Genomic DNA, 18220 nt, shown 5'->3' on the forward strand with positions numbered 1-18220 from the left:
CTAGGTGGCTGATGGGCTGATCGGTATGTCGTGTTGCTGGCGGGCGATCAGTACGGCCGAGCCGTGCATGCTGACTCTAGCTGTCGGCTGCCGCTCCGCTCTCCGGTCAGCCACAAGCCGCGCCCTCCCTCCGCCCTCATCCTGAGGTGCCCCGCAGGGGCCTCGAAGGACGAGGCAGGCCACCGGCCACCCCCGCTCACTCCACCTTGACCGGCCCGCGCTTCGACAACGCCGGCAAGGCCTCGTAATCCATGGCAATCAACGCCTCCTTCTTGCGGCGCGACCAGCCCTTGATCTGGCGCTCGCGGGCGATGGCGTCGATGATGCGGTCATAGGTTTCGGTGAAGACGAGTTCGACGGGCAAGCGCTTGGCGGTGTAGCCGTCATAGCTCCCGGCATTGTGCTCCCAGACACGCGCCTCGATCTCCTGCTTGGTCAGCCCGGTGTAATAAGAGCCGTCGCTGCAGCGGGGGATGTAGACGGTGACTTCCATGGCGGGAGGCTAGCATGCGGAGCGAGTGAGCAGCAATCGTGCGGTCCTAGAGTGGCGATCACCCGCCCTCGTGGTTCGAGACGGCCCTGCGGGCCCCCTCACCATGAGGGCTAGTTGTTGTGCCGTGTGGCTGGTGGGCTGATCGTTGTGCCGTGTTTTGCAATTGGGCTCTGGCGTGCCGGTGTTTTGCAGGCTGGGGCTCCGGCGTGCCGTTCCACTCTGTGATGCGGCAAGCCGCACCCTCTCTCCGCCCTCATCCTGAGGCGCCCCGCAGGGGCCTCGAAGGACGGGGGCGGCCACCGGCGCTCAAACGTATCGGCATGCCACCCGCCCTCGTGGTTCGAGACGGCCCTGCGGGTCTCCTCACCATGAGGGCTAATTGTTGTGCCGCGTGGCTGGTGGGCTGATCGTTGAGCCGTGTTTGCAGACTGGACTCTGGCGTGCCGTTTCACTCTGTGAAGAGGCACGCCGCACCCTCTCCCCGCCCTCATCCTGAGGTGCCCCGCAGGGGCCTCGAAGGACGGGGGCGGCCACCGGCGCCGAAGCCGAGATAGAGGTCAGCCAACCTTTGTCGAAGGGTTGATCCAGTCCTGGCGCGGCAGTTCGGGCTTCGGCTGCTTCGGGCGGAATTTCACCAGCACCTCGCGGCCGTCGACCGAGGCCTGCGTGCGTTCCAGCGCGGCCCGCTCGGCAACCGCCTGGCGCCAATGATCGTCATCGCGCCCGTCGGGGCGGCCCTGTTCTTCCCAGATCGCGTAGGCCCTTTTGCTGATCCATTCGTGGCGTCTGTCGCTCATCTATCCATTCCATGTGTTAAAGGCTTCATTCGGCAATTCTGTCCTGCGGAAGCGGTCTGTCGTGGCGAACGGGCAGGCGGCGCTTGGCGGCCATCAGCAGGTCGAGTTCGATCGAGGAAGGCCCGAAACGGGTGAAAAGGCTTTCGGCCTGCTCGCCGCCCAGGCCGTATTTGGAAGCGAATTCGTCAAGGCTGTAGGGACGGCCGCGCACGACCCTGCTTCGGCGCTCCGGTTCACGGATTTGCGTCATTGGTGATTCCCCAGACTGTTTTTCGAAGTGTGAGAACAAAACAGATTACAGCGGCAAAAGTTCCGTGATTTTTCAGGGTTTTTTCGCCACTGCAGGGCGGTCCAGAGGCTGTGGCATGGATTTTCAGGAAAGGTGGCGGCTGCGGAAATTTCGCCTAAAAGACGCAAGAAAATCAGCGCGTTATGGAATTGGCTTCCGCGAAAGCCGATAAATGGGCTTTACCCCGGCGCGTTAGTCTATAGAATCAATCGTGTTAATCGGTTCGCAGGGGCAGCAAAAACGTCCGTTCCCCGCGTTGGCGCGACCGATACCGGAGGACTTTGGCTTCAACCCATCAAGAGGAGACAGACATGATGAATGCCCTGCCGCCACTTCATGACGGCCACGCGCCGTTTACCCTCCAGCAGCTGTTTCGCGAAGCGCTTTATGCCTTCGAGGAATGGGACAGCGAATTGACCGAACCGATCGTGACCTACGAAGGACGGGTCATCCCCATCGGCTTCGTTTTCGAAGCCATGCGCGAATGCACCGACATCGTGCCGATGAACATCGTCGGCGCCGTCACCGAGCGGCTGACCAAGCCGTGGGAGGGCGAAGGCCCGCTCGACCAGATGACCTTCTCGACGGCGGCGCGTGTCATGCGCGTGCTGGTGCGCAAGCGCCTGCTTGCCAACGGCACGGTCGATCTCGTCGCCGTTTCGGCCCACGCGGCCGAAGATCAGAACCGCGACTGACAGGATGAGGATCGCGGCCATGGCTGCGATCCTTTTCCGCTTCCAGGCGGAACCTCGCCCATTGCCAGCCGTTTACTGGCATGCCCGCCGCCAGTGCGGGTGAGGAATAAGCACCATGCTGAAATCCATCGTTCATGAAATCATCGGCACGCCGCGGCGTGAACCGGAACTTCCGCAGTCGCTCGAGCAGTTTCGCGACAGGAAGCGGGTGCTGATCATCTTTGCCGATGCCCAGGACGACCGCGCCGTCATCCAGGACGAATGGCTGCGGAACGCGCATATGCGTCTCATCGAGGAAGACGTCGAAGTTTTCATCATCGCGGGCGGCGGCGCTTTCTCGCTGTTCGACGATGGCTCCGATCTCGATGCCGACGATGTCAGAGAGCGGCTGCAGGGCCCGCCATCCGGCGAGTTCGGGCTGATCCTGATCGGGCGCGACGGGACCGTCAAGCTGCGCTCGAATGAGCCGAGGACTGCGGAGGATATCTTCGCGGCCTTCGAGATGCTGCCGAAGCAGACGCCTTGGTAGGACTTCGGATTGCGCGTGACGCGCGACGGGGCGTGGCGAAGCCGCGCGTCCGGCGTCTTCGTATGCCGGCAGCCTGAAAGGCATTCCTAAAGCGCGTCGTATCAAGTTTGATTCATGCGACGCGCTTTAGCTCTTTGTTTGATGCATGTCGTTATCCCGGAACCGCTGCACACTTCCGGGCGACATGCATTAAAGCTCGAAGGCTTCCTTGAGGCCGAGGCTCTTGCGTTCGCGCAGGTCGAGATCGGTCTCGATATGGGCGATGTGATGCAGCATCAGCTGGCAGGCGCGGTCGAGGTCGTTGCTTTCGATCGCCGAGATGATCTCGCCATGTTCGGAATGGCCGCAGCTGGACGCGGTGGACTGGCCGTAAAGGGCAATCACCAGGGATGAGCGGGCGACGAGCTCTTCCATGAAGCGCTGCATGATCGCGTTGCCTGAGATCTCCGCCAGCATCAGGTGGAAATCGCCCGACGCCTTGATCTCGGCGCGGCGCGCCGTCTGGCCGCGTTCGCTCATCAGCCGGCCTTCCTCCAGCAGCAGCTGTTTCAGCTGGCTGATATCATCCGCGGTGATCCGCACTGCTGCCTCACGCAATATGCCGGGTTCGACCAGGCGGCGGGCGGAAAAGATCTGGCGGGCCTCCTCCGGCGAGGGATAGGCGACGAAGGCGCCGCGGTTCTTCTCGACGCTGACGAGGCCCTCATAGGAGAGCGCCTGCAGGGCGGCGCGGGCAAGCGTGCGGCTGACGTTGAAGAGATTGCCGACATCGCTTTCCGAAAGCTTGGTGCCGGGCGAAAGCCGGCGCTCGACGATCGCCTCGCGAATGGCGTCGCGGATCTGCTGCGCGCCGGTTTCGGCGGATTCTTCGGCCTGCATAGCCTTGGCGGCGGATTTCATGAAATCATTCCCTGATGGCGGGCAAACCATATCCGGCTTCGCGGCAAAAGTTAAACGGAATTTGTGCCCGAAACGTCGGCATCATTGTATACGATTTTCTGCACAAATTGAGCACGAAAGCCTAAATCATGTGCAGACACTGCCTTGCCCATAATTTTCCCTCATCGATGGATCGTCGATAAAACCGTTGTTTCACAATGGTTTGGTCTATGCAATGGAATCTGGCACGGCAGATGCATCGTCTTTTCCAAACAGGGGAAGGCATGATGTCGAAAGCGGCAGAGATCGATATAGTATCCGTTTCGAAGGTCTATGGGGCGACGACGGCCGTCCATGGGATCAGCCTGAAAATTCCGGCCGGCGCCTATTGCTGCTTCCTCGGCCCGTCGGGCTGCGGCAAGACCTCGACGCTGCGTATGATCGCTGGCCATGAAAGCATTTCGTCGGGCGATATCCGGCTCGGCAATACTGTTGTCACCGATTTTCCGCCGGCCAGGCGCGGCACGGCGATGATGTTTCAGTCCTATGCGCTGTTTCCGCATCTCGACCTCATCGACAACGTCGCCTTCAGCCTGAAGATGAAGGGCGTCGACAAGGCCGAGCGGCGGGCCAAGGCACTCGATATGCTGAGGCTGATGCAGATGGAGCCTTATGCCAGCAGGCGCCCGGCCCAGCTTTCCGGCGGCCAGCAGCAGCGTGTGGCGCTGGCGCGCGCACTGATCACCGATCCGGAGGCGCTGCTGCTCGACGAGCCGCTGTCGGCGCTCGATCCATTCCTGAAGATCCGCATGCGCGCCGAACTGAAGAAACTGCAGAAGTCGCTCGGCATCACCTTCGTGCATGTCACCCACAGCCAGGAAGAGGCGATGGCGCTCGCCGATATCATGGTCATCATGAATGACGGCCGGATCGAGCAGGCGGCCGCGCCCCGCGAAGTGTTCGAGAAGCCGGCAACCGCCTTCGTCGCCCGCTTCATGGGCGATCACAACGTGCTCAGCGGCCGGGTGACCTCAAGCGAGAACGGCGTGCTCGTCATGACTGTGCCGGAAGGGCAGAGCTTTTCGGTGCGCGGGGCGGGCAGGGAGGTCGGCGAGCCGGTCGATATCGGCATCCGCACCGACCGCGTGCGCCTGCAAGTGGCGACCGAATGGACGCTCGGCTTCAACGGCACCGTCTCAAACGTCGAATATCGCGGCTCCTCGGTGAAGATCACCGTTGTCGGCGCCGGCAGCGACGACTTCACCGTCATATCAGACGATAGCGACTATTTCGCCCGGCCGGTTTCGGTCGGCGATGCCGTCGCGCTCAGCTGGGCGCTCGAGGATGCCGTGCTTCTCGGCCGCTCTTCTGCATGAACCATCACCAACCATCCTTCCGCATCAACAAAAAGGGGAACTGACATGACGACTGAGATGACATCGACCAAGGCTGGGAAGGGTCTTTCCCGCCGCACGCTGCTGAAGACGGGTGCCGCCGCCGTCGGCGCCATTGCCGGCTCCGGCGCGATCACCGGCTTCCCGACTATCTGGGCGAAGACGAATATCACCCTTCGCCAGTTCGGTACTGGCGTCTCGAACATCAATGCCATCGCCGAGAAGTGCAAAGCCGATCTCGGCATCACGCTGGAGATGACGGCGACCGATTCCGACGCCGCCGCCCAGCGCGCCGTCACCCAGCCCGACAGCTACGACATCGCCGACATCGAATACTGGATCGCCAAGAAGGTGTTCCCGACCGGCGTGCTGCAGCCGATGGACGTCAAGAAGCTGAAATATTACGACAAGATCGTGCCGCTGTTCATCAACGGCAAGCTGAAGCCGGACAGCGTCATCGCCCAGGGCACGGCGCCGCACACGGTCGGCTTCGTCGAAGCCCAGGATTCCAAGAAATTCGCCAAGGAGCCGACCCAGTGGATGACGATGGTTCCGACCATCTATAACGCCGATACGCTCGGCATCCGCCCTGATCTCACCGGCCGTCCGATCACCAGCTGGGCCGATATTCTCGATCCGGCCTTCAAGGGCAAGACCGCGATCCTCAACATTCCGTCGATCGGCATCATGGACGCCGCGATGATCATGGAAGCCGCCGGCAAGATCAAATATGCCGACAAGGGCAACATGACCAAGGAAGAGATCGATAAGACGATCGAATTCCTGATCAAGACCAAGGGCGACGGCCAGTTCCGCGCTTTCTGGAAGTCGTTCGACGAGTCGGTCAACCTGATGGCCTCGGGCGAAGTCGTCATCCAGTCGATGTGGTCGCCGGCCGTCGCCGCCGTCCGCTCCAAGGGCATCGCCTGCACCTTCCAGCCGCTCAAGGAAGGCTACCGCGCCTGGGGCGGCGGCCTCGGCCTTGCCTCGCACCTGAAGGGCGCCGAGCTCGATGCGGCTTACGAGTACATCAACTGGTACACCTCCGGCTGGGTCGGCGGCTATCTCAACCGCCAGGGCTACTATTCCGCCTGCATGGACACCGCCAAGAACTTCATGTCGGCCGACGAGTGGGGCTACTGGATCGAGGGCAAGCCGGCGCAGGGCGATATCCTGTCGCCCGAGGGCAAGGTGATGGAAAAGGCCGGAGCCGTCCGCGACGGCGGCGCCTTCGAAGCCCGCATGGGCGCCGTCGCCTGCTGGAACTCGGTGATGGACGAAGACCGCTACATGGTCCGCCGCTGGAACGAGTTCATCGCGGCTTGATGTTTCAGGGCGGGGCAGCATTGTCTTTCGCTGACGCTCAAGACGTCGCTTCGCTCCGCCCCCTCATCTGCCCTTCGGGCATCTTCTCCCCGCTGGGGAGAAGGGGAGTTCGCGGCTAGAGTCGCATAATGAAAGCAAGGTTTGCGGTGGCCGGGGCGCTGCCGCGATTCCTCTTCTCCCCAGCGGGGAGAAGGTGCCGGCAGGCGGATGAGGGGGCGGCATCCTCGACCATGCCAGTCAATGAGATAACGGAGAACCGGACATGGCAAGCATCGCAGCAGACACGGAGGAAGGGCGGCAGGCCGGGCGCAGATTGAGTCTCTCCCCCTCAGCCATCTCCTATCTCCAGGCGACACCGCTGATCGCCATCCTCGGTTTCTTCTTCCTGCTGCCGATCGCCATGATCGCAATCGTCAGCTTCTGGGACTACGACTTCGCCGGCCTCTATCCCGATTTCCTCACCATGAACTACACCGACACGCTCGGTTCGTGGGTAACCTGGAAGACCTATCTCAACACGCTGAAATTCACCGCCATCGTCTGGGGGCTGACGCTTCTCATCGGTTTCTGGGTCGCCTATTTCCTGGCCTTTCACATCCGCAAGACCTCGACGCAGATGATCCTCTTCCTCGTCTGCACCGTGCCGTTCATGACGTCGAACATTATTCGCATGATCTCGTGGATCCCGGTGCTCGGGCGCAATGGCCTCGTCAATTCGTCGCTGATCAAGATGGGCGTCATCCCGCAGCCGATCGAATGGCTGCTCTATTCCGATTTTGCCGTCGTGCTCGCCATGGTGCATCTCTATACGCTGTTCATGGTGACGCCGATCTTCAACACGCTGATGCGCATCGACCGGTCGCTGTTCGAGGCGGCGCGCGATGCCGGCGCATCCGGCTGGCAGGTGCTGTGGAATGTCGTCATTCCGCTTGCCAAACCGGGCATGGCGATCGGCACGATCTTCGTCGTCACCCTCGTCATGGCCGATTTCTCGACGGTGCAGGTGATGTCCGGCGGCCAGAGCGCCTCGGTGGCGCTGATGATGAAGAACCAGATGTCGCTGCTGCAATATCCGGCCGCTGCCGCCAATGCCGTGGTGCTGCTGGCCGTGGTGCTCTTGATGGTGGCGGCCATCCTGCGCGTCGTCGATATCCGCAAGGAGCTTTGAGATGAACCACGAAAAACGCGGCCCCGAATTCTATCTGCTGGCGATCTTCTTTGCCGTCTTCGTGCTCTTCCTCTACGGTCCGCTCTCGGCGATCCTGATCCTCTCCTTCCAGGGACCTGACGGCGGCCTGACATTCCCGATGAACGGCGTTTCCACCCACTGGTTCTTCAACCTGTTCGAAAAGCAGGCGGTCGGCGATTTCGGTGCCTCTTTCCGCCGGTCCTTCACCCTCGGGCTGATGGTGATGGTCGTGACCGTCACCGTGTCGCTGCTTGCCGGCCTTGCCTTCCGCCGCCGTTTCCGCGGTTCGACCGTGCTGTTCTATGCGACAGTCGCCAGCCTCGTGGTGCCGTCGATCATCGTCTCGCTCGGCATCGGCGTCGTCTTCCAGGAGGGCGGGTTGAAGCCCGCCTGGTATTCCTCGGCCTTCGGCGCGCATCTCACCTGGACGCTGCCCTTCGGCGTGCTGATCATGTTCGCCGTCTTCAACCGTTTTTCGCCGGCCTATGAAGAGGCGGCGCGCGATCTTGGCGCCAGCTCCTGGCAGACCTTCCGCCATGTCGTGCTGCCGATGATCGCGCCGAGCCTGATCGGCGTCGGCCTGTTCGGCTTCACGCTCTCCTATGACGAATTCGCCCGCACCTTGATGACCTCGGGCAGCTACAATACGCTGCCGCTCGAAATCTACGGCATGACGACCAACGTCACGACGCCGGTGCTCTATGCGCTCGGCACGGTGACGACACTGTTTTCCTTCACCATCATTCTCATCGCGCTCGGCGTCATGACGATGCTCAGCCGTCGACAGGCAAAGATCAACTGACATGCGCATTCTCATCGTTAACCCGAATACTACGGTCTCCATGACCGAGAAGGCCGCCACCGCCGCGCGCGCGGTGGCTGCTTCGGGCACGGAAATCATCGCCGCCACTTCGCAGATGGGGCCCGTCTCCATCGAAGGCCATTATGACGGGGCGCTGGCGATCCCCGGCCTGCTTTCCGAACTGAGGGAACGGCAGGCGGCCGGCTACGACGCGGCCGTCATCGCCTGCTTCGACGATACCGGGCTCGAAGCGGCGCGGAGTTTCGCCGATGTCCCGATCCTCGGGCTTTGCGAATCCGCCGTCGCGACGGCCGGCTTCCTGGCGCAGCGTTTTACCGTGGTGACGACGCTCGAACGGTCGCGGGTGCTGATCGAAAATCTGGTGCGCCGCTACGGCATGGGCGAGCGCGCCAAGGTGCGCGCCTCCGACATTCCGGTGTTGGAGCTTGAAGATGCGGCATCGGGCGCGATTGGCAAGCTCAGGGCCGAGATCGAGCGGGCGCTTGAAGAAGACGGTGCCGAGGCGATCGTGCTCGGCTGCGCCGGCATGACGGATCTGGCGAGGGAATTGCAGGATATCTACGGCGTGCCCGTCGTCGACGGCGTCGCAGCCGCCGTCAAGCAGGCCGAAGCCCTGGTGTCGCTCGGGCTTTCCACCAGCAAACGCGGCTCCTACGCCTCGCCGCTGCCGAAACCCTTCACCGGCGCGATGAGCGCCTTTTCGCCGGCCGGGAAGCTCGGCTGAGCCATGGCCGTTTCCTTCGACTTCACAGAGCTTTCCGAGCGCGAACGTTACAAGCTGATGATCGGCACGATCATTCCGCGGCCGATCGCGCTGGTGACGACGGTCGATGAACACGGGCGGATCAACGCCGCCCCCTTCAGCTTCTTCAACTGCCTGTCGGCCGATCCGCCTATCCTGGCGATCGGCGTCGAGAACAATGCCGACATGTCGTTCAAGGACACCGGCCACAATATCCGCATGACCGAGGTCTTCACCGTCAACATCGTCTCCTTCGCCATCGCCGAGGCGATGCATGTCTGCGGCAGCAAATATCCGCGCGGCGTCGACGAGTTGAAGGAGGCGGGCCTGACGGCGGTGCCGGGCGAGAAGGTGGCCTCGCCCTGGATCGCCGAGGCGCCGGCCGCCTTCGAATGCCGGCGGCATGTGACGCTGGAGCTCGGCCGCTCGCGGCAGATCGTCATGGGCGAGATCGTCTACGCGCATTACCGCGACGGCGTCGTCGATCCGGAACGGCTGCATGTCGATCCGGCCGCGGTCGATGCCATTGCGCGGCTCGGCGGCGATACCTGCGCCACCATCCGCGACCGTTTCGAGATGCTGACGCCGAAGCTCTGATCCGGGGCAGGTCCAAGTTTTGCTTTACTTTTTCGCTTCCGGCGAGAATGGTCGCAGCGGATCATCACGGCAGAGGAGCGCTCATCCATGACAATCGAACAGGATCTCAGCCGGATCGCGGAGCAGGAGAAGGCGCTGAGCTTCGATGCTTTCGACCTGACGACGGCATGGCAGCTCGGCAAGCTCCTGCAGGAACTCGCCACCGAGCGCGGCCTCGGTGTCGCGATAGACGTGACCCTGCATTCGATGCCGGTCTTCTATGCCGCACTGCCGGGTGTGACGCCCGATAACGTCAACTGGGTCCGTCGCAAGCGCAACATGGTGCTGCGCTATTTCCGCAGCAGCTATGCCTCCGGCCTGAAGCTCGGCAAGGATGGCAAGACGGTCGAGGATAACGGCCTTTCCAGCGCCGATTATGCGCCGCATGGCGGCAGTTTCCCGATCAATGTCAGGGGTACCGGCTGCATCGGCGCGGTCACCGTTTCCGGCCTGCCCCAGCGCGACGACCATAATCTCGTGGTCGAGGCGCTGGCGCTGATGCTGGCAAAGGATCTGGACACGCTGCGGCTCGCGCCGCTGCTCTGAGCGGGCCATTTGCTGGATAGGCGGGCGCCGGGACTGAACCTCAGAGCCTGCCGCCGGCCTCAGTAATGCCCTTCGTCAGGCTGCCGGTTGCCGGGAAGAGCGGGATGAGGCAGGCCTGCAGGGCGTGGTAGATGTCGCCCTTGCCGGGGAAGAGCGAATGGGCGGGAACGAGATCTTCCGTCAGTTCTTCGTGCCAGCCGCCGTTCTTGTGGTCGATGAAGGCGCGCTCGATGACGTTCCAGATTTTGCGGTAGCATTCCTCGTGATAGTCGCTCGGCAGGTGCTCGTTGAGGAAATGCGCGGCGGCCGCACCCTCGCAGGCCGGCCACCAGAGCTTATTGCGCTTGGCGGGCTTGTCGTTCCAGTCGAGCGTATAGAAGAAGCCGCCCTTGTCGCTGTCCCAACCGAGCGCCATGGATTGCTCGAAGAGGGCTTTGGCCGCATCCGGCATCCACTCGATGCGTTTGCCGCCGAGCGCCCAAAGCTGCAGGATGAGGCGGGCCCATTCCAGCCAGTGGCCGGGCGTCGTACCGGCCGGGCGGAACATTTCGTTCGGATGATAATATTGCTTGTCGAGGTTCCAGTCGGCATCGAAATGCTCGGCGACGCGCCAATCGACCGAACCCGCCTGCCGGCGGATGACGAGATCGGCGATGCTTTCGGCCTTGGTGAGGTAATCCCGGTCGCCTGATGCTTCGAAGGCGGCCATCAGCGCTTCGGTCAGGTGCATGTTGGAGTTCTGGCCGCGATAGGCGCCGCCGTCGAGCGGCTGCCAGTCGGCGGTGAATTCCTCGGCGATGGCGCCATGGCGCGGCTCCCAGAATTTCTGGTTCAGGATTTCGGTGATGTCGGCAAGCATGCCGTCGGCAAGCGGATGGCCGATCGTCTTGGCGGAGGAGGCGGCCAGCAGCACGAAAGCGTGGCCATACCCCTGCTTGTTGGTATCGACCGGGCCGTCATTGTTCAGCGACCAGAAATAGCCGCCATTCTTGCGATCGCGGTGATGGTTCCAGAGATAGTCCATGCCGTGGTCGACGAGGTCGCTCGCACCCGGGCGGCCGAGCAGCGTGCCGATCGAGAAGCAATGCACCGCGCGCGCGGCGATATGGATGCCGCGCACCTGGCCCTCGGCATCGAGCGGCCTGCCGGTGTCGTCGAGATCGTAGAAGCCGCCCTTCGGGTTGATCGAATTGTGCTGGAAGAAATCGAAGAGGCCGTTTGCCTGGGCGAGCAGCCAGCCGCGATGATAGGCGCGGCTCGTCCAGTTTCCAAGCACGGGTGCCATGACACTTCCTCCGATTTCGTGCGTGATGCTTTTGAAATGCCTATATAGCGGCCATTCGAGTCTGTCATGGGGCCAGGCTTGCAAAGCACGAAATCGACAGGCATATATTGACATAAAGATATCTTTATGTGATTTGAACTGTCTGGTCTTACGACGTCAAGGAGCCCTCCCGTGTTTGATACTCTCTTTGGTCCGGAAACGGGCAAACGTGACGGCAATGAAGTTTTCGCAGCGCTGCGCAAAGCCGCGAGCGAACGCATCCTCGTCCTCGACGGCGCCATGGGTACGCAGATCCAGGGGCTCGGCTATGACGAAGACCAGTTCCGCGGCACCCGCTTCATCGGCTGCGCCTGCCATCAGAAGGGCAATAACGACCTTCTGATCCTGACCCAGCCGGATGCGATCGAAGAGATCCATTACAAATACGCCAAGGCCGGCGCCGATATTCTCGAGACCAACACCTTCTCCTCGACCCGCATCGCGCAGGCCGATTACGAGATGGAGAACGCCGTCTACGACCTCAACAAGGAGGGCGCCGAGATCGTCCGCCGCGCGGCGATCCGCGCCGAGCGCGAGGACGGCCGCCGCCGCTTTGTCGCCGGCGCCATCGGCCCGACCAACCGCACCGCCTCGATCTCGCCCGATGTCAACAACCCCGGCTTCCGCGCCGTCACCTTCGACGATCTGCGCTCCGCCTATGGCGAGCAGATCGACGGGCTGATCGACGGCGGTGCCGACATCATCCTGATCGAGACGATCTTCGACACGCTGAACGCCAAGGCGGCGATCTTCGCCTGCGAGGAGCGTTTCGAGGCCAAGGGCGTGCGCCTGCCGGTGATGATCTCCGGCACGATCACCGACCTTTCCGGCCGCACGCTCTCCGGCCAGACGCCGTCGGCCTTCTGGAACTCGGTGCGCCACGCCAATCCCTTCACGATCGGGCTCAACTGCGCGCTCGGCGCCAATGCGATGCGTCCGCACCTGCAGGAACTCTCGGGTGTCGCCGACACCTTCATCTGCGCCTATCCGAATGCCGGCCTGCCGAACGAGTTCGGCCAGTATGACGAGACGCCGGAGTTGATGGCGGCCCAGATCGACAGCTTCGCCCGCGAAGGCCTCGTCAATATCGTCGGCGGCTGCTGCGGCTCGACGCCGGAGCACATCCGGGCGATCGCCGAGACCGTTGCCAAATACAAGCCGCGGCCGATTCCTGAACATCGCCCCTTCATGTCGCTGTCGGGCCTCGAACCCTTCGAGCTGACCAAGGACATTCCCTTCGTCAACGTCGGCGAGCGCACCAACGTCACCGGCTCGGCGAGGTTCCGCAAGCTGATCACCAATGCCGACTACACCGCAGCGCTCGATGTGGCGCGCGACCAGGTCGAGAATGGCGCGCAGGTGATCGACATCAACATGGACGAGGGCCTGATCGATTCCGAAAAGGCGATGGTCGAGTTCCTGAACCTGATCGCCGCCGAGCCGGACATCGCCCGCGTGCCTGTCATGATCGATAGTTCGAAATTCTCGATCATCGAATCCGGCCTGAAGCGCGTCCAGGGCAAGCCGATCGTCAACTCGATCTCGCTGAAGGAAGGCGAGGAGAATTTCCTCGCCCAGGCGCGGCTTCTGCATAATTATGGTGCTGCCGTCGTCGTCATGGCCTTCGACGAGACGGGGCAGGCGGACAATTACGACCGCAAGGTCGAGATCTGCACGCGCGCCTATAAGCTGCTGACGGAAAAGATCGGTTTCCCGCCCGAGGACATCATCTTCGACCCGAACATTTTCGCGGTCGCGACCGGCATCGAAGAGCACAATAATTACGGCGTCGATTTCATCGAGGCGACGCGGACGATCCGTGAGCGTATGCCGCTCGTCCATATCTCCGGCGGCGTCTCCAACCTTTCCTTCTCCTTCCGCGGCAATGAGCCGGTGCGCGAGGCGATGCACGCGGTGTTCCTCTACCACGCCATCCAGGCGGGCATGGACATGGGCATCGTCAATGCCGGCCAGCTGGCGGTCTACGACAACATCGACCCCGAGCTGCGCGAGGCCTGCGAGGACGTGGTGCTGAACCGCCGCGCCGACGGCACCGAACGGCTGCTCGAAGTCGCCGAGCGTTTCCGTGGCGCCGGCGCTCGGGAAGGCCGGGTCCAGGATCTCTCCTGGCGCGAATGGAGTGTCGAGAAGCGTCTCGAACATGCGTTGGTCAACGGCATCACCGAATATATCGAAGCCGATACCGAGGAGGCGCGCCAGCAGGCCGCACGACCGCTGCACGTCATCGAAGGGCCGCTGATGGCCGGCATGAACGTCGTCGGCGATCTGTTCGGTTCGGGCAAGATGTTCCTGCCGCAGGTGGTCAAATCGGCGCGCGTCATGAAGCAGGCGGTCGCCGTGCTGCTGCCCTACATGGAAGAGGAAAAGCGCCTGAACGGCGGCGAGGAACGTCGCTCGGCCGGCAAGATCCTGATGGCGACGGTCAAGGGCGATGTGCATGATATCGGCAAGAACATCGTCGGCGTTGTGCTCGCCTGCAACAATTACGAGATCGTCGACCTCGGCGTCATGGTGCCGGCGACGAAGATTCTCGAAACAGCAATCGCCGAAAAGGTCGACGTCATCGGCCTATCCGGCCTGATCACCCCGTCGCTCGACGAGATGGTGCATGTCGCGGCCGAGATGGAGCGGCAGGGCTTCGAAATCCCGCTGCTGATCGGCGGGGCGACGACCAGCCGCGTCCATACGGCCGTCAAGATCCATCCCGGCTACAACAAGGGTCAGGCGATCTACGTCACCGATGCGAGCCGCGCCGTCGGCGTCGTCTCGGCGCTGCTGTCGCCGGAGACGCGCCAGGGTTATGTCGACGATACAAGGGCTGAATACGCCAAGGTGGCGGCCGCCCATGCGCGCAGCGAGGCAGAGAAAGTGCGCCTGCCATTGCCGCGGGCCCGCGAGAATGCACATAAGGTCGACTGGTCCGGCTACCAGCCGACGAAGCCGCAATTCTTCGGCACGCAGGTGTTTGAGGATTACGATCTCGCCGAGCTTGCGCGGTATATCGACTGGACGCCGTTCTTCCAGACCTGGGAACTGCGCGGTCGTTTCCCTGGTATTCTCGACGACGAGAAGCAGGGCGAGGCGGCGCGTGCGCTCTGGGCCGACGCCCAGGCGATGCTGAAGAAGATCATCGACGAGAAGTGGTTCCGCCCGCGCGCCGTCATCGGTTTCTGGCCGGCCGGCGCCGTCGGCGACGATATTCGGCTGTTCACGGATGAAAGCCGCGGCGAGGAGCTTGCCACCTTCTACACCTTGCGGCAGCAGCTTTCGAAGCGGGACGGGCGGGCGAACGTGGCGCTCTCCGACTTCGTCGCGCCCGTCGCAAGCGGCGTGCAGGATTATGTCGGGGGCTTCGTCGTGACGGCTGGCATCGAGGAGATCGCCATCGCCGAGCGCTTCGAGCGCGCCAACGACGATTATTCCTCGATCCTCGTCAAGGCGCTGGCCGACCGCTTCGCCGAAGCTTTCGCCGAGCGCATGCATGAGCAGGTGCGGCGCGAATATTGGGGCTATGCCAGGGAAGAGCACCTCAGCAACGAGGATCTCATCGGCGAAGCCTATGCCGGCATCCGCCCGGCGCCCGGCTACCCCGCTCAGCCCGACCACACCGAGAAGAAGACGCTCTTCAAGCTGCTCGATGCGGAACATACCGCGGGCGTGAAGCTGACGGAGAGCTACGCGATGTGGCCCGGTTCGTCCGTCTCGGGTCTCTATATCGGCCACCCCGACTCCTATTATTTCGGCGTCGCCAAGGTGGAGCGCGATCAGGTGGAAGACTATGCCAAGCGCAAGGGCATGGAGGTTCCCGAAGTCGAGCGCTGGCTCGGGCCGGTGCTGAACTACGTGCCGCGCAAGACGGACGAAGAGATCGAGGATGCGGCCTGATTTGGCGAGTCTTCGCAGTCGCTTGAGGCGGCGCGCTCAGGAACCGATTCAATGAATGAAAGCCGGGAAGTGATTCACTTTCCGGCGCAGTTCAACGACAAATCTCGTTACTCGGCGTCATGCTCGGCCTTGTGCCGAGGATCTGCTGCCCTGTCGACCGGAGGCAGATGCTCGGGACAAGCCCGAGCATGACGAAGGAGAAGTTGGCGGTCTTTTCAGCCGTTTCCGGCTTCATGCTTTCGATAGGCTTGATCATTACCGCGCTCAGGCTGTTTGAATTCGATAGCGGATATAACGATGGGATGGCATTCTTAGGCCAAGTTAGCAAATGAGGCCGCAATGCAAGTGACCGTCCGGGCCGCAAAGACCAATCTATCGAAATTGATCGATGCTGCTCTTTCCGGTGAGGCCGTGGTGATCGCCAAGGGGGCGAAAACCCGTGGTGAAGATCATTCCGATTGAACGGTCTTCCTTCAAAATCGGCCTGCTCAAAGGGCAAGTCACCGGAAATGGGCCGGACTTTTTCGCGCCTATGACCGAGCGCGAACTCGCGGTCTGGAAAGGGAGTGAGTGAATTCGCTTCTGCTAGACAATGCTTTATTCATGAGTTCGCCGGCGAGTGTGCGGCATCCATCCCAGCTTTCTCGACGGCATCGATGACGACGGGCAAGGCGTCGACGGTTTTGTGCGCTCGTCGCGAGGCGGCTTTCAGCCAATCGTATTGCTCGGCCGACATCAGCACGAATTCGCGGCGGCCATGACAGGTGATCTCGATGGGCTCATGCCGCGCCTGACGCTGAAATTCCAGAGACGTGGTCTGAGCCATGATAGGTTTCCAGCCTTCGACATCCAAATTAAACGTATAATTCGTATAGGCTCAAGCCGTCAGGTCACCCCGATCGTCAGCTCGGCGACGAAATCGTAGGCGTCGCCGCGATAGAGCGAGCGGGTGAATTCGACGGCACGGCCGGAGCCGAGATAGGAGATGCGCTCGATCGACAGGCCGGCGGCGCCGACGGGGACGCCGAGAAGCTGGGCGTCGGCTTCCTTCATATTGGTCGCCGAGATGCGCTGCACGGCGCGTACCGGCCGCACGTTGAGGCGTTCGAGTTCGGCATAGAGCGAGTTGGTGACAGCTGAGGGATCGGGCAGGAATTCGCCGGAGACGCTGGCGTTCTCGATCGCCAGCGGCTGATCGTCGGCGATGCGCAGGCGCGAAAGGCGCGACACCTTCACGTCGGTGCCGAGGCCGAGAATCATCATCTCGTCGGGCGAGGGGGTGTGGACGCCCTTGTGCAGCCACTCCGAACGGGAGGACATGCCACGGCGCGCCATATCCTCAGTGAAGGAGGTGAGCTGTGACAGGCGCTGCTCGACCTTCGAGACCGGCTTGGCGACGAAGGTGCCGGAGCCGTGGCGGCGCACCAGCAGGCCGTCGGCGACGAGTTCATCGATTGCCTTGCGCACGGTGACGCGGCTGACGGCGGCGAATTCCGCGATATCGCGTTCCGGCGGCAGCGCATCGCCGTGGCCGAGCGTGCCGGTGCGCACCGCTTCTTCCAGCGTGCGGCGCAGCTTGACATAGAGCGGGCCGGTGCCGGCGGCCTGCAGGCGCTGCAGGGAAAGGAGAGTGGCGAGGTCGTCGGTCATGCCGCACCTCTCTGTCTGTCGTTGAGGAGCTTGACCGCAAGTTCCACCGCGCCTTGCTGGGCATCGTTCCTGGGTCTGGCAAGCCGCGACCTGTAGCGTTCGGAAAGCCAGGGTTCATAAGCTTCGGCGAGGCCGCCGAGCAGGCAGATCGAGGGGCATTCGGGCCAGAGCAGCGCCTCGAGGCTTTCGCCGATCGCTGTTGCCGCATCGCTGACGATGCCGGCCGCGACGGCATCGCCCCTTGTCGCATGTTCGAAAACAATCGGCGCGTAACGGGCAAAATCCTTCGGCCGTGCCGTATGGGCGAATTCGACGATGCGCTCCGGATCGTTGCCATATTCGGCCATGATCGCTTCGGTGATGGGCGAAGCCGGGCGCACGCCGTCATGGGCGAGCAGTGATCGCTCCATGAGATCGCGGCCAAGGCGGGCGCCGCTTGCCTGGTCGCCGACGACGAAGCCCCAGCCGCCGATGCCGCGCAGGCGGCCGTCCCGCCGGGCATTATAGACCGAGCCGGTGCCGAAGGCGGCGACGATGCCGTCGGCATCGCCGAGCGCACCCTGAAGAGAGATCAAGGCATCGGTAACAACGCGGCCTTCGGCAAAGGGCAGAGCTCTTTCGATTCGCTCACCGTAATCCATGACATTGGCGCCGGCGACGCCGACGACCGATACAACTGAGGAAAGATCCTCAGCGTCGAGCCCGGCATCGCTCAATGCCTGCCGGGCGGATTCGACGATGTTGAGAAGAGAGTGTTCCAGATCGGACAGGATGTTGGCGGGGCCAGATTTGCCGCGGCCGATGACATTGCCATCCCTATCCGCGACCGCCGCCCGGCAGCTCGTTCCGCCGCCATCTATGCCGATTGCCAGCTCCGTCATCGGGCCTCCGATACGCCGTTCCCTTTGGTTTTCTATACAATACCAAAAAAATACCATTTACCAAGCGGAAAACATCGAGAAAATGTATCTTTTTATCATATTGATTTTGCTTAATAAAATT

At 62.4% G+C, this 18220-nt stretch carries 19 protein-coding genes and 1 pseudogene; 12 read left to right on the forward strand and 8 right to left on the reverse strand.

Translation table 11 applies throughout. The features are described 5' to 3' along the window. Window positions 1-196 precede the first annotated feature (196 nt). The 3 genes from QMO80_RS19840 to QMO80_RS19850 form a co-directional block, all read right to left on the reverse strand. The gene (locus QMO80_RS19840; protein WP_283198018.1) at window positions 197-493 is read right to left on the reverse strand and encodes a GIY-YIG nuclease family protein; all 297 of its coding nucleotides are present in this window, start codon (window positions 491-493) and stop codon (window positions 197-199) included. A 557-nt stretch (window positions 494-1050) separates the two neighbouring features. Beyond that, on the reverse strand, window positions 1051-1290 hold the full coding sequence (locus QMO80_RS19845) for a DUF2934 domain-containing protein (RefSeq protein WP_283198019.1): 240 nt from the start codon (window positions 1288-1290) through the stop codon (window positions 1051-1053). Window positions 1291-1315: 25 nt separating this feature from the next. Further along, on the reverse strand, window positions 1316-1540 hold the full coding sequence (locus tag QMO80_RS19850) for a hypothetical protein (RefSeq protein WP_283198020.1): 225 nt from the start codon (window positions 1538-1540) through the stop codon (window positions 1316-1318). Between the two features lie 350 nt (window positions 1541-1890). Between QMO80_RS19850 and QMO80_RS19855 the strand changes: the two genes are divergently transcribed. Then, entirely contained in the window at window positions 1891-2274 is a 384-nt protein-coding gene (locus QMO80_RS19855) for a hypothetical protein (RefSeq protein ID WP_003593258.1), read from the forward strand. 115 nt (window positions 2275-2389) lie between these two features. Next, window positions 2390-2803: a DUF4174 domain-containing protein gene (locus tag QMO80_RS19860; protein WP_184378288.1), complete on the forward strand. Its 414-nt coding sequence runs from the start codon at window positions 2390-2392 to the stop codon at window positions 2801-2803. 189 nt (window positions 2804-2992) lie between these two features. Here QMO80_RS19860 and QMO80_RS19865 read toward each other — a convergent pair whose 3' ends face one another. Continuing rightward, window positions 2993-3703: a GntR family transcriptional regulator gene (locus QMO80_RS19865; protein WP_283198021.1), complete on the reverse strand. Its 711-nt coding sequence runs from the start codon at window positions 3701-3703 to the stop codon at window positions 2993-2995. 266 nt (window positions 3704-3969) lie between these two features. Here QMO80_RS19865 and QMO80_RS19870 point away from each other — a divergent pair, with 266 nt between their 5' ends. From QMO80_RS19870 to QMO80_RS19900, 7 genes are all read left to right on the forward strand, one after another. Further along, window positions 3970-5058, forward strand: coding sequence for an ABC transporter ATP-binding protein (locus tag QMO80_RS19870; RefSeq protein ID WP_283200237.1), 1089 nt, complete (start codon window positions 3970-3972; stop codon window positions 5056-5058). Between the two features lie 45 nt (window positions 5059-5103). Then, window positions 5104-6402 carry a PotD/PotF family extracellular solute-binding protein gene (locus QMO80_RS19875; RefSeq protein ID WP_283198022.1) on the forward strand — a complete coding sequence of 433 codons (1299 nt, stop codon included), beginning with the start codon at window positions 5104-5106 and terminating at the stop codon, window positions 6400-6402. Between the two features lie 262 nt (window positions 6403-6664). Continuing rightward, the gene (locus QMO80_RS19880; protein WP_283198023.1) at window positions 6665-7570 is read left to right on the forward strand and encodes an ABC transporter permease; all 906 of its coding nucleotides are present in this window, start codon (window positions 6665-6667) and stop codon (window positions 7568-7570) included. 1 nt (window position 7571) lies between these two features. Beyond that, entirely contained in the window at window positions 7572-8393 is an 822-nt protein-coding gene (locus QMO80_RS19885; RefSeq protein WP_283198024.1) for an ABC transporter permease, read from the forward strand. A gap of 1 nt (window position 8394) precedes the next feature. Beyond that, complete coding sequence (locus tag QMO80_RS19890; RefSeq protein WP_283198025.1) at window positions 8395-9138, forward strand: aspartate/glutamate racemase family protein; 744 nt, start codon at window positions 8395-8397, stop codon at window positions 9136-9138. Window positions 9139-9141: 3 nt separating this feature from the next. Beyond that, window positions 9142-9753, forward strand: a complete 612-nt coding sequence (locus QMO80_RS19895; protein ID WP_283198026.1) for a flavin reductase family protein — start codon at window positions 9142-9144, stop codon at window positions 9751-9753. An 87-nt stretch (window positions 9754-9840) separates the two neighbouring features. Continuing rightward, the gene (locus tag QMO80_RS19900; RefSeq protein ID WP_283198027.1) at window positions 9841-10338 is read left to right on the forward strand and encodes a heme-degrading domain-containing protein; all 498 of its coding nucleotides are present in this window, start codon (window positions 9841-9843) and stop codon (window positions 10336-10338) included. A 40-nt stretch (window positions 10339-10378) separates the two neighbouring features. Here QMO80_RS19900 and QMO80_RS19905 read toward each other — a convergent pair whose 3' ends face one another. After that, complete coding sequence (locus QMO80_RS19905) at window positions 10379-11623, reverse strand: AGE family epimerase/isomerase (protein WP_283198028.1); 1245 nt, start codon at window positions 11621-11623, stop codon at window positions 10379-10381. Window positions 11624-11794: 171 nt separating this feature from the next. Here QMO80_RS19905 and metH point away from each other — a divergent pair, with 171 nt between their 5' ends. From metH to QMO80_RS19920, 3 genes and pseudogenes are all read left to right on the forward strand, one after another. Next, window positions 11795-15568: a methionine synthase gene (gene metH, locus QMO80_RS19910; RefSeq protein WP_283198029.1), complete on the forward strand. Its 3774-nt coding sequence runs from the start codon at window positions 11795-11797 to the stop codon at window positions 15566-15568. A 188-nt stretch (window positions 15569-15756) separates the two neighbouring features. Beyond that, window positions 15757-15900 (forward strand): hypothetical protein, encoded by a 144-nt coding sequence (locus QMO80_RS19915; RefSeq protein ID WP_283198030.1) that lies wholly within the window; start codon window positions 15757-15759, stop codon window positions 15898-15900. 7 nt (window positions 15901-15907) lie between these two features. After that, a pseudogene (locus tag QMO80_RS19920) lies at window positions 15908-16142 on the forward strand (type II toxin-antitoxin system Phd/YefM family antitoxin). A gap of 27 nt (window positions 16143-16169) precedes the next feature. On the opposite strand, the gene QMO80_RS19925 reads toward QMO80_RS19920, so the two are convergent. The 3 genes from QMO80_RS19925 to QMO80_RS19935 are packed head-to-tail and all read right to left on the reverse strand — an operon-like array spanning window position 16170 to window position 18099. Beyond that, a complete protein-coding gene (locus QMO80_RS19925; protein ID WP_283198031.1) occupies window positions 16170-16394 on the reverse strand; it encodes a type II toxin-antitoxin system prevent-host-death family antitoxin in 225 nt (74 codons plus the stop codon). Window positions 16395-16453: 59 nt separating this feature from the next. Beyond that, window positions 16454-17218, reverse strand: coding sequence for a GntR family transcriptional regulator (locus QMO80_RS19930; protein WP_088681285.1), 765 nt, complete (start codon window positions 17216-17218; stop codon window positions 16454-16456). Next, complete coding sequence (locus QMO80_RS19935) at window positions 17215-18099, reverse strand: N-acetylglucosamine kinase (protein ID WP_283198032.1); 885 nt, start codon at window positions 18097-18099, stop codon at window positions 17215-17217. Before QMO80_RS19935 ends, QMO80_RS19930 begins: the two co-directional genes overlap by 4 nt. Between the last annotated feature and the right edge of the window lie 121 nt (window positions 18100-18220).

Origin of the sequence: Rhizobium sp. BT03, assembly GCF_030053155.1 — a bacterium.
Taxonomy (GTDB): Bacteria; Pseudomonadota; Alphaproteobacteria; order Rhizobiales; family Rhizobiaceae; genus Rhizobium.